The 12472-nt window shown below is 71.3% G+C and carries 7 protein-coding genes; 6 read left to right on the top strand and 1 reads right to left on the bottom strand.

Annotated features, from left to right (window positions below; genetic code table 11):
- The first annotated feature begins 66 nt into the window (after window positions 1-66).
- The 6 genes from FHX81_RS04090 to FHX81_RS04065 all read left to right on the top strand — a co-directional run bounded on the left by FHX81_RS04090 (window position 67) and on the right by FHX81_RS04065 (window position 9890).
- Window positions 67-1545 (top strand): glycoside hydrolase family 43 protein, encoded by a 1479-nt coding sequence (locus FHX81_RS04090; protein WP_246107616.1) that lies wholly within the window; start codon window positions 67-69, stop codon window positions 1543-1545.
- A gap of 310 nt (window positions 1546-1855) precedes the next feature.
- Window positions 1856-3631, top strand: a complete 1776-nt coding sequence (locus FHX81_RS04085) for a glycoside hydrolase family 6 protein (RefSeq protein ID WP_141975277.1) — start codon at window positions 1856-1858, stop codon at window positions 3629-3631.
- 14 nt (window positions 3632-3645) lie between these two features.
- Complete coding sequence (locus FHX81_RS04080) at window positions 3646-4962, top strand: glycoside hydrolase family 6 protein (protein WP_141975276.1); 1317 nt, start codon at window positions 3646-3648, stop codon at window positions 4960-4962.
- A gap of 128 nt (window positions 4963-5090) precedes the next feature.
- Window positions 5091-7781 (top strand): RICIN domain-containing protein, encoded by a 2691-nt coding sequence (locus FHX81_RS41795; RefSeq protein ID WP_141975275.1) that lies wholly within the window; start codon window positions 5091-5093, stop codon window positions 7779-7781.
- Between the two features lie 169 nt (window positions 7782-7950).
- Window positions 7951-8838 (top strand): sugar phosphate isomerase/epimerase family protein, encoded by an 888-nt coding sequence (locus FHX81_RS04070; protein WP_141975274.1) that lies wholly within the window; start codon window positions 7951-7953, stop codon window positions 8836-8838.
- Window positions 8839-8873: 35 nt separating this feature from the next.
- On the top strand, window positions 8874-9890 hold the full coding sequence (locus FHX81_RS04065; RefSeq protein WP_246107615.1) for a LacI family DNA-binding transcriptional regulator: 1017 nt from the start codon (window positions 8874-8876) through the stop codon (window positions 9888-9890).
- 7 nt (window positions 9891-9897) lie between these two features.
- On the opposite strand, the gene FHX81_RS04060 is transcribed toward FHX81_RS04065, so the two are convergent.
- The gene (locus FHX81_RS04060; RefSeq protein WP_246107614.1) at window positions 9898-12264 is read right to left on the bottom strand and encodes a glycoside hydrolase family 9 protein; all 2367 of its coding nucleotides are present in this window, start codon (window positions 12262-12264) and stop codon (window positions 9898-9900) included.
- Between the last annotated feature and the right edge of the window lie 208 nt (window positions 12265-12472).

Genomic DNA, 12472 nt, shown 5'->3' with positions numbered 1-12472 from the left:
AGGGTGCCTGGTCCACCCCGCCTCCGATCGGCTTCGCCCCACCCCGCTGTCCTCGGAAGGAACACCGTGCGCACCGCCCGCCAGCCCGTGATCGGCAATCCCGTGATCGGCGGATCCCACCCGGACCCGAGCGTGTGCCGGGTGGGCGAGGACTACTACCTGGTGTGCTCCAGCTTCGAGTACTTCCCGGGCGTGCCGATCTTCCACAGCCGCGACCTGGTGCACTGGCGGCAGGTCGGCAACGTCCTCGACCGGCCGGAGCAGGTGCGGCTGTCCACCGGCACGTCGTCCGCGCGCGGGATCCACCAGCCCACGATCCGCCACCACGACGGGCGGTTCTGGGTGATCGCGAGGGACCTGTCCGCGGGCGGCACGTTCGTCGTCACGACCGAACGCCCGGCCGGGCGCTGGTCGGACCCGGTGTGGCTCGACCTCCCGTGCGCCGTGCCCGACCTGGCCTGGGACCGCAACGGCGACTGCTGGTGCGCCACCACCGACGGGTGCACCGCCAGGGTGGACCCGTACCGGGGGACGGTGCTGGAAGGTCCGTGGCCGATGTGGACCGGCGACGACGCTCCGCACCCGGAAGCGCCCCACCTGTACCAGGTGGGTGGCTGGTGGTACGTGATGTTCGATCGCGGTGACGCGCCGGCCGTCGCCCGCGCGCGCAAGCCCCGCGGGCCGTTCGAGCCGGCGCCGGGCACCCTCGCCGACACCTCGGGGCCGACCCGGGTCAGCGGCCGAGCGGACCTCGTCACGACACCGGGCGGTGCCTGGTGGTTGGTGCGGCCGGGCACCCGCGAGCACCCGTCGGGCTTCCACGTGCTGGGGCAGGAGGTGTTCCTGACCCCGGTGCGCTGGGACAACGGGTGGCCCGTGGTGGACGAGGCGACGGTGACCGCGGCGGGGGAGTCGCCCGCCGCGCCGCACCCCTCGCGCGACGACTTCGACGAGGTGGTGCTGGCGCCGTTCTGGATCTCACCGCGCGGGCTCCCGGAGGGGGCCTGGTCGTTGACCGAACGGCCCGGCTGGCTGACGCTGCGCGCCACCGGCGACACCCTCGACCGCCCCGGCTGCACGTTCGTCGGCAGCAGGGTGCGGCACCTCGACTCGCGGGTGTCGGTCCGCCTGGACCCCGGCACGGCCCGCGCCGGCCTGAGCATCCGGCGCGACGAGGCGCACCGCTACGACTTCGAGGTCGTGCCGGGCCGGGTGGACGTGATCGCCCGGATCGGGCCGGTGCGCCAGGTCGTGGCCAGCCGCACCAGGGCTCCCGGTCCGATCACGCTGACCGTCCGCACCCGCACGACCGACCTCGTGCCGCCGTCGTTCGTGCGGCCGACCGACGAGCCCGTGGGCGTCGAGCCGTCCGGGCCGGACACCATCGCGTTCCACGTCGACGACGATCCGGGCCCGTTGGCGGAGCTGGACGGCCGGTACCTGTCGCCCGAGGTCACCAGCGGGCTCGCCGGGCGGGTCGTCGGCATGTACGTCACGCGCGGTGTCGCGGCGTTCGACTGGTTCGACTACCGCGGGCTCGCCTGAAAGCGCTCCGCGTGCGCGGCAACCTTTCTTGTGTGCGTTAACAAAGAAAGGGGCGCTGCTGGTTCGGATGGGCGAATCGGGTGGGGGATCGACTCGGAAAAGCCACTTGACAGCGTTGTGGATCTGCGCTCCGAAACCCTGCGGGGCAGAATCCGCTAAAGTTAGCGCTAACAGTTTTAGCGTCCCGGGCAATTGACTGAGGTGTCGGCCGTGGTTACATTCGAGCCGCAGTGCGCATCTTTCTCCATGCCTGGGAGCGCTCCCGGAAGCTGCAGCCCACATCACAGCAACGACGCTGCGAGGACCCTGAATGACTGCAACGAAACTGGCACGCGGCGGCGCCGCTGCCGCCGCCCTGACCCTGTGCTCCGGGTTGCTGGTCCTGGCGAGCACGTCGGCCGACGCGGCACCCGGGTGCTCGGTCGACTACCGGGTCAACCAGTGGGACAGCGGCTTCACGGCCAACGTCACGCTCCACAACCTCGGCGACCCGATCACGAGCGGGTGGACCCTGGAGTGGGACTTCCCGGGCAACCAGAAGATCACCAACGGCTGGAGCGCGACCTACGCCCAGTCCGGGCAGCACGTGAGCGCGAAGAACCCGTCGTGGGCGGGGAGCCTGCCCACGGGTGGGAGCGCGACCATCGGCTTCAACGGCTCGTACTCGGGCACGAACGCCCTGCCCACGTCGTTCAAGCTCAACGGCGTCACGTGCGGCGGCGGCCCGACGAGCACGACCACGTCGACCTCGACGTCAACGTCCACCACCACGACGACGACCACCACGACCTCGACCACGCCGGACACCCCCGGTGAGCACGTGGCCAACCCGTACGTGGGCGCCAAGGGCTACCTGAACCCGGACTACGTCGCCAACGTGAACGGCCTGGCCGACGCGACCGGCGGCGCCCTGGGCACCTCCATGCGCAAGGTCGCCCAGAACTCCACCGCGGTGTGGATGGACCGCATCGGCGCGATCACCGCCGGGCGAGGGCTGACCGGCCACCTCGACGAGGCGCTGCGCCAGGCTTCCGGCGGCACGCCGGTGGTCATCCAGGTCGTCATCTACGACCTGCCCAACCGCGACTGCGCCGCGCTCGCGTCCAACGGCGAGCTCAAGGTCAGCGAGAACGGCCTGGCGCGCTACAAGGCCGAGTACATCGACCCCATCGCGGCGATCCTGGCCGACCCGAAGTACCGCTCCCTGCGGATCGTCGGGATCGTCGAGCCGGACTCCCTGCCGAACCTCGTGACGAACCTGAGCAAGCCCAAGTGCGCGGAGGCCGGCTCCAGCGGCGCCTACGTCCAGGGCATCCAGTACGCCCTGAACAAGCTCAGCGCGATCCCGAACGTCTACAACTACGTGGACATCGCGCACGCCGGCTGGCTGGGCTGGGACACCAACATGGGCCCCGCGGTGCAGCTGATCGCCAACACCATCAAGGGCACCACCAAGGGCGTCGACAGCGTGGACGGCTTCGTGTCCAACATGGCCAACACCTCGCCCACCGACGAGCCCAACCTGCCCGACCCGGGCTTCACCGTCGGCGGCCAGCCGCTGCGGTCGGCGACCTTCTACCAGTGGAACCCCTACTTCGACGAGGCCGACTTCGGCACGGAGATGCGCAACCGGTTCATCGCGGCCGGGTTCCCCAGCGGCATCGGCATGCTGATCGACACCTCCCGCAACGGCTGGGGCGGCCCGAACCGGCCCACCGCCGCGAGCGGCTCGACGGTGGACGCCTACGTGAACTCCGGTCGCGTGGACCGCAAGCTGCACCGGGGCAACTGGTGCAACCAGGCGGGCGCCGGCATCGGCGAGCGGCCCACGGCCGCGCCGCGCGCGGGCTTCGACGCCTACGTGTGGATCAAGCCCCCGGGTGAGTCGGACGGCATCGCCACCAAGACCGACGGTCCCAACGAGGAGGGCAAGCAGCACGACCCGATGTGCGACCCGGCCTTCCGCGGTGACGACCAGGCCAACGGCGGCAACCTGACCGGCGCGATGGCCGGCGCACCGCACGCCGGTGCGTGGTTCCCCGCCGGGTTCACCTCCCTCGTCCAGAACGCTTACCCCGTGCTCTGAAAGGGAGGGACACCATGACTCGCAGAAGAGTGACAACGGCCGCGTGCTTGCTCTCCAGCGCGCTGCTGGCCGGAACCGCGGCCCTGGCGGTCGGCGGCACCACGACCGCGCAGGCGGCCGATTCCGCGTTCTACGTCGACCCGAACACGTCGAGTGCGAGGTGGGTCGCGGCCAATCCCGGTGATTCGCGTGCGGCGGTGATCCGTGACCGGATCGCGTCGGTGCCGGCGGCGCGGTGGTTCACCACGACGAACACCTCGACGGTGCGTTCGGAGGTCGGTTCCTACGTCGGTGCGGCGGCGTCGGCGGGGAAGATCCCGATCCTGGTGGTCTACAACATCCCCAACCGCGACTGCGGTGGTGCCAGCGGTGGTGGCGCGCCGTCGCACTCGGCCTACCGGGCGTGGGTGGACGAGGTCGCGGCGGGGTTGGCCGGTCGGCCGGCGGCGATCGTGCTGGAGCCGGACGTGCTGCCGATCATGAGCAACTGCCAGAGCGAGAGCCAGCAGTCGGAGACCCGGGCGTCGATGGCGTACGCGGGCAAGAGGCTCAAGTCCGGGTCGGGGCAGGCGAAGGTGTACTACGACATCGGCAACTCGGCGTGGTTGAGCCCGTCGGAGGCGGCCAACCGGTTGCGTGCGGCCGACATCTCCAACAGCGCCGACGGCATCGCGTCCAACGTGTCGAACTACCGGCGCACGTCCGACGAGGTGGCCTACACCAAGAACATCCTCAACGCCCTGGGCGACGGCAGGCTGACCGCGGTGATCGACACCAGCCGCAACGGCAACGGCCCGCTGGGCACCGAGTGGTGCGACCCGGCCGGGCGCGCGATCGGCACGCCCAGCACGACCAACACCGGCGACTCCCGCATCGCCGCGTTCCTGTGGGTCAAGCTGCCCGGCGAGGCCGACGGCTGCATCGCCCAGGCCGGCCAGTTCGTGCCACAACGCGCCTACGACCTGGCCATCGCAGCCGGCCCGACATCCACCACCACCACGACATCGGGCAGCAACCCGGGTGGTGGCTGCACGGTGAGACACCGCGTGGTCAGCCAGTGGACGGGCGGGTACACCGGTGAGATCGTGATCACGAACTGGGGGGCGCCGCTCACCGGCTGGACCCTCACGTTCTCGGCGCCGGGCGTGTCCGTCACGCAGGGCTGGAACGGGACGTGGACCGACACGGGCGACGTCGTCCGGGTCACGAACACGTCCTGGAACGGTTCGCTCCCGACCGGTGGGCAGACCACCATCGGGTACAACGCCGGCTACAACGGATCCGCACCGCCGTTCAGCTCACCCGCCCTGAACGGCACCGCGTGCTCCTGACGCGGTAGCCGCCTCGAATCGGTTCCCCGTCCCGGTGATCGCCTCCACGGGACGGGGAACCGGTCGGCGCGCGGCTCCCGGGTGGAGTGGCCTCCCGAAGACCGGAACCGAGCGAAAGCGAGAACAGGGTGAAACCAGCCAAGACCGCCGCGAGGTCGTTGGTCGCGATCGCGGTGTTCGTGTCCACTGCGCTGCTGCCGACCTTCGGAGACCACTTCGAGGCCTCGGCCGCCGTCCAGGCCACGTACTACGTCGCCCCCACCGGGGATGACGCCAACCCCGGCACCGTCGCCGCGCCGTTCCGGACGGTGCAGCGCGCGCGGGACGTCGTCCGCGCGACCAAGGGGACCATGTCGGGCGACATCCAGGTCTACCTCCGCGGGGGCACCTACCCGATCACCGGCGCCGTGGAGTTCACGCCGAGCGACTCCGGCACGAACGGGCACCGCGTCGTCTACTCCGCGTACCCGAACGAGAAGCCGGTGCTGAGCGGTGGTGTGCGGGTGACCGGGTGGACGCAGCACGGCGGCAACATCTGGAAGGCGCCGCTCAACCGCGCCAACAAGCTCCGGGCGCTCTACGTCAACGACAAGCGCGCGTTCATGGCCACCAAGACGATCACCTCCCAGGGGTGCTACGGCACCTACAGCGTCACCGCGGGCCAGGCCGCCTGGGCGCGGGAGTCGGGCTCCCAGTGCGATGGCGCCAAGTACGGCCTCGGTGACCTCCCCGCGATCTCCCGCAACGCCGACGACATCGAGATCGAGACGGCGACGACCTGGACGACCGCCATCGCGGGCGTCCGCCAGGTCACCACGAGCGGTGACGGCGCCAACCGCGTGGCGCTGTTCCAGCAACCGGGCGCGGCCATCGCGCAGGGCGCGTTCAACGGCAACCACCAGGTCGGCGGGACCCACAAGTTCATGAACGCCTACGAGTTCCTGGACTCGCCGGGCGAGTTCTACTTCGACAAGACCAGCCGGACGCTCTACTACTACAAGACCGATGCCGAGAACATGACGACGGCGGAGGTCTACGCGCCGAACAACGTCCCCACGGTGCTCCGCGTCGCCGGGACCTCCACGACCGACCGCGTCCGCGACATCACGTTCGCCGGTCTCACGGTGCAGCACTCGGACTGGAACCTGTTCACGGTGGCCGGCTCCTCGTTCAAGCAGGCACAGCAGGGCAACCTGGGCAACACCCAGTACGTGAAGGGGAACTTCCACGTCTACTACTACCGCAACGTCGACGTCGCGCCGGGCATCATCCAGATCGAGAACGCCGACGGCATCCACCTGGACCGCAACCGGGTGCAGCACACCGGCGTCGACGGGATCACCATGGTCAACGACGTGCAGAACACGAGGCTGACCGGCAACCACACCAACGACATCGCCGGCTCCGCCGTCTCCGTGGGCCATCCCCAGCACGTCTACACCGGTGACCACACCGCGACCAACGGCGAGAAGTACCCCGCCCACGTCGAGGGCCTGCCGAAGAACATCGAGATCAAGAACAACTTCCTGTACGACAGCGCCGTGCTGTTCCACGGGCACAGCCCCATCTCGGCGTACTTCGCGGACACCCTGACGATCCAGCACAACCGGATCGAGAAGAGCCCGTGGTCGGGCATCACGCTCGGCTGGGGCTGGTGGAACTTCGACGGCTCCTCGGGCTCGATCGCACCCAACCGCCCGACGACCACGGCGCGGAACAACACCATCAGCCACAACCACATCATCGACACGGTGCAGCGCCTCAGCGACACGGCCCCCATCTACACGCTGGGCAGCCAGCCGGGCACCACCATCACCGCCAACTACCTGCAGGGCGTCCCGGCCGGCCACAAGTACGGCCTGCACCCGGACGAGGGCTCGGCGTACATCAGCTTCCGCGACAACGTGCTCAGCGTGGACAAGAACATCACCTGGATGATCAACTCAGACGACTTCGGCCGCAAGCACGACCTGAGCATCACGCAGACCTACGGACCGGTCAACAAGGTGTCCCAGAAGGTCCTGCCGAACAGCACGATCCAGGACATCCTGACCTACTCGGACTACGTCTGGCCGGCGCCGGCCCACGCGATCGCGGTGAACTCCGGCCTGGAGGACGCGTACCGGGACATCGTCCCGCCGAGCAACCTCTCCCTGCCGGACCACGTGCTCCCGTCCAGCACGTTCGTCGGGTCCGGGGGTACGACGATCCCGATCCGCAGCGCCGGCGACGCGACCAGGTCGGTCTGGTTGGCACCGTCGGGCACGACCACGTTCGTCGCCGGTCCGACGATGACCAGGGCGAGCGGCACCGCGACGTCCATCGCCGTGCCGAGCTCGCCCGGCGACTACCGGCTCTACGTCGTGGACGCGCAGGGCAACCGGTCGGCCGAGTCGAAGTCGATCGCCCGCAGGCAGGGCGGCGGTCAGCAGGGCGTCACGATCGTCGGGGGGCAGTCCGGCCGGTGCGTCGACATCCCCGGCTCGACCACGACCAACGGCGCGCAGGCCCAGCTGTGGGACTGCCACGGCGGCAGCAACCAGCGCTTCACCCACACCTCGGGCAAGCAGTTGCAGGTGGGTGGGACCAAGTGCCTGGACGCGAACAACCAGGGCACGACCAACGGCACCACGGTGGTGCTCTGGGACTGCAACGGGCAGACCAACCAGCAGTGGAACGTCAACGCCAACGGCACCATCACGGGCGTGCAGTCCGGCCTGTGCCTGGACGCCTCCGGCGCGGGCACCGCGAACGGCACGAAGATCATCCTGTGGTCCTGCGGCGGTGGCGCCAACCAGCAGTGGAGCCTGCGCGCCTGACCGACGTCCCCGACCCGGCGGGGTGACGGCGGGCCCGAGGGCGTGCGGCAGTGGCCGGTGACGGTCGCGACGGACGCCCTCGGCGCACCGCCGCGGGAGCGGCCCTCGGGCCGGAGGTGTCCGGCGGCGGGTGGGCCGGGAGCCGCCTTTCGACCAGGACGACGGAGGAATGGTGCACCCGATCGGTGTGAGCACGTGGGTCTGGACGTCGCCGCTGCGGGACGCGGAACTGGCTGAGTTGGCGTCGCGGGTGGCCGACTGGGGGTTCGACGTGCTCGAGCTCCCGGTGGAGGAGGTCGGCGACTGGGACCCGGTGCGCGCCGCGCGCGTGCTGGCCGACCACGGACTGGCCGCGACCGTGTGCCTGGTCATGCCTCCGGGCCGGGAACTCGTCGCGGCCGAACCCGCCACCGTCGCCGCCACCCAGGACTACCTCCGGCGGGTCGTCGACATCGCGGCGGAGGTCGGGTCGCCGGTCGTCGCGGGACCCGCCTACGCCTCCGTCGGCCGCACGTGGCGCATGGGGGAGCGGGAGCGGCACGACCGCATCGCCGAACTGCGGGACAACCTGGCCCCGGTGGTCGAGCACGCCCGCGCGGCGGGTGTCCGGGTCGCGGTGGAACCCCTCAACCGGTACGAGACCAGCGTGCTCAACACGATCGGGCAGACCCTCGCCGCGTTGGACGGGCTGCCCGTCGACGGGTGCGGTGTCGCGGTCGACGTCTACCACCAGAACATCGAGGAGAAGCACGTCGGCGCGGCGATCCGGTCCGCCGCGGGGCGGGTCGCGCACGTCCAGGTGTGCGCCAACGACCGCGGCGCGCCGGGCGACGACCACCTCGACTGGCCCGACATCGCCGCCGCGCTCGCCGAAGCCGGCTACACCGGGCCGCTGTGCATCGAGTCGTTCACCGCGCGCAACGCGAGCATCGCGACCGCCGCGTCCATCTGGCGACCGCTCGCGCCGACCCAGGACGCGCTCGCCGTGGACGGGCTGGCGTTCCTCGGGGCGTTGGTCGCGGGCCGCCGCGCGGCCGGGGGCTCCGGCGGGTCATGATCGGTTGGCGACGCCGGCTCGCGTAGGCTGCCGCCGTGGCTGCGGATGGGCGCGCGGGCGGTGAGGTGCGGGTCTCCTGGATCGCGGACCTGGCCGGGGTGTCCGCCTCGACCGTGTCGAAGGTGATCCACGGGCGGCCGGGCGTGTCCGACGGGACGCGCCGGCGCATCGAGGAGCTGATCCGCGAGCACGGCTTCCAGAAGAACGAGAAGGTCGAGGCGGTCCCGATCGTCGAGGTGGTCTTCCAGTCGCTGGACAGCCTGTGGGCGTTGGAGATCATCCGCGGTGTCGAGGAGGCGGTCCGGCCGGACGGGCTGGCCGTGACGCTGACCGAGATGCACGGCGGCCACACCCCGGAGAGCGCCTGGGCCCGGCAGATGCTGGCCCGCCGTCCGGTCGGGGTCATCGCGGTCTCCGCCGAGTTCAGCGAGGCGCAGCTGGCCCAGCTGGGCAGTCGCGCCATCCCGCTGGTGGCGCTGGACCCCACCGGCGAGCCGACCCACTCGATCCCGTCGGTGGGCGCGACGAACTGGAACGGCGGCCTGGTCGCCACCCGTCACCTGATCGGGCTCGGCCACCGCCGCATCGCCATGGTGAACGGTCCGGCGGAGTTCCTGTGCTGCCGCGCCCGCCTGGACGGCTACCGCGCGGCCCTGGACGCGGCCGGCGTACCGCAGGACCGCAAGCTCGTGCGGACCGCGCCGCTCTACCACGACGGCGGCCGGGACGCCGCGCGCGAGCTGCTGCGCCTGCCCGACCGGCCCACCGCCGTCTTCGCGGCCAACGACCTGCAGGCGCTGGGCGTCTACGACGCGGCGCGGGAGCTCGGGCTGCGCATCCCGCACGACCTGAGCGTGGTCGGCTTCGACGACCTGGCGTTCACCCAGTGGTCGGACCCTCCGCTGACCACCGTGCGGCAGCCGTTGCGGCGGATGGGCGCGGAGGCGGCCGGGATGCTGCTGACCCTGGCGGCGGGCGGTGAGCCGGACAACGACCGCGTCGAACTGCCGACGAAGCTCGTCGTCCGGGGCAGCACCGCGCCGCCGCCGTGACGGTCGGTCAGCCCGTGCAGGTGTAGCCCGACGGCAACGCGGTGCTGCCGTCGGGGCGGGATCCCTGGAACCCGAACTCTGCCGTCGCCCCCGGCGCGAGCGAGCGGGTGGCCCGTGCGGTCACGGCCTGCCCGCTCGTCGTCACCGCCGCGTTCCACGACCCGGTGATCGAGTGCCCGGACGGCAGGGTGAACGCCACGCTCCACGTGATCGTCGACGTCCCGGTGTTGGTGACCCGCACCGGCTGGACCACGTACCCGGTGCCCCACCGGGTCTGGGTCGTGGCGACGACCGTGCAGCCGGACCCACCGCCCGGCACGGTCACCGTCACCGCCGAGGACACGGGCGACGTGTTGCCCGCCGCGTCCCGCGCCCGCACCTGGTACCGGTAGGTGCCCGCGCCCAGGCCGGAGTCGGTGTGGCTCGTGCCCGACGCCGTGCCGACCCGGTCGAACGGGCCGGACGTGCCGGTGGCGCGCAGGACGTCGTAGCCGGTCACCCCGACGTCGTCGGTGGAGGCGCCCCACGACAGCGACACCGAGCCACCCGAGGCCGACGCGGTCAGGCCCGACGGCGCGCTCGGGGCGGTCGTGTCCGCGGGCGAGCCGGACCCCGCCTCCTCCGCCGCCCACGCCGACAGCCACGCCAGCGCGGAGTTCCAGTTCAACGCCACCTCGTTGACCGACCAGGCGTTGATGTCGTCCAGGTAGCACTTCTGGGGCTTGCACCCCGCCAACTGCGCCTGCGCCACCGGGTCCTGCAGGTCGGCGTTCGGTCCGCCCGCGAGCGCACCCGGCGGCGGGGTCGGCAGCGACGGGTCGAGCTGGTTGGCCCAGAAGCGGTGGTGGGAGTTGCGGGTGGCGCGCTCGCCGTAGCCGGTCACGTAGGAGTGGTTGAACGGGTTGCGCCCGAACAGGTAGTCCAGCGCCTGGTACACGCCGTTGCGGTACTTCGCCTGGCCGGTGAAGTCGTGCGCCAGCGCCAGCACGTTCGCCGCGTTGGCGACCACGCCGTTGGAACCCCAGTAGTAACCGCTCGCCGGCGCCGGGTAGCCCTGGGTCGACGCCCGGTCGAGCAGCCGGTCGCCGTAGGAGGCGAACGCCGCGCGGGTCGCCGACACGTCCGAGGCGGACAGGCCGTTGGGCACCAGCGCCAACGTCGTGTCACCGAGTCCCGCGGTCCACCACCAGTCGAACCCGCCCTGCTCGAAACCCCTGCCCCGGAACATCGACGACCCGGTCACGTCCGCCCGGTAGCCGCTGGAGCCGGTGGTGGTGAACAGCTCCGCCGCGGCCCAGAAGAACTCGTCGGTCACGTTGTTGTCCACGTACGTGCCGCCGCCATTGCCGTCGTCGGGGTCGGCGTAGCGCGCGGGGGCGGCTTTGGCCGCGGTGTAGGCGCGTTGCGCGGCGGTCAGCGCGCGGGAGGCGAAGTCGGCGTCGATGGTGCGCCACACCCGGGCGGCCTGCGCGGCCACGGCGGCGAGGTTGAGCGTGGCGGCGGTCGTGACGGCCGACAGCAGGCGGGGTTGCGGGTCTTGGTCGGGCCGCGTCGGCAGGGCGGTCCAGTTCTCGTCGCTGACCTTGTGCCGCACCATGCCCGCGTCCGCGCGGCCCGGCGGGACCTGCATCCTCATCAGGAACTCGACGCCCCACCTGGCCTCGTCGAGGATGTCGGGCACGCCGTTGCCGCGCTCGGGGATCGCGAGCGTCCCGTCACCCAGCGCGGCCCGGTCCGCGCCGGTCACGTACAGGGTGCGCTCGTACTCGTTGATCAGCTGCCAGGCCGCGATACCGGTGTTCACCCCGTACTTGCCGTGGTCGCCGGCGTCGTACCAGCCACCGCGCACGTCGGAGGTGTAGCCGCACGACACCCGGCACGCCACGCCGTTGTCGCCCTGGTTGGGCGAGACGTTCAGGTGCCCGGCGGGCCGCGCGTACCGCGAGCCGACGTGCTCGGCCAGGATCGGCGTGCCGCTGCGCTGGTGGTAGAAGAACGCAAGGCTGTCGTACCGCAGGCGCTCGAGCGGATCGGCCGAGATGTCGAACGGGGTGCTGTCCGAGCCCGCGACGGACAGCACGTAGCCGGTGCCGGGCGTGTCGAACGACGAGAAGTCGACCACGTGGACGGTGTCGCCGGACAACGAGTCCGCGCCCCGGACGCTGGTCTGCCCCGAGGCCACGGTGGTCCCGGAGGCGTTGCGCAGCGCCCACGCCGCGGGCGAGGTGGAGCCGTTGACCACGGTGGCGTGCTTGGGCAGGCCGGGTACGTAGGCCACCTGGTTGACCTTGACCGCGGGACCGGTGTCGGGAGCCGCCGACGCCGACGGTGCCAGGGTGGTCGCGGCCAGCGCCAGGGCCCCCGCGACCGCCACCCCCCGACGGAGCGAGTGATGAGTGCGCACGGACAGATCCTCCTTGGATCACGCCGCCGCCTGGCCGAAACATTCTCGATCCAGAACGACAGTGTTGCGGACCGGGAGCGCTCCCAGAGGAGTGCTTTCAAGGTCGGATCGTGGCGTACCGGGAGTGATTCGGTCAACGTTCGTGGCTAAGAGAGAAATTTTCCTTCTCGGGTGGCCA

The sequence above is a fragment of the Saccharothrix saharensis genome (assembly GCF_006716745.1).
GTDB classification, from domain to species: Bacteria; Actinomycetota; Actinomycetes; order Mycobacteriales; family Pseudonocardiaceae; genus Actinosynnema; species Actinosynnema saharense.
This window is presented reverse-complemented; position numbering and strand designations above follow the sequence as displayed.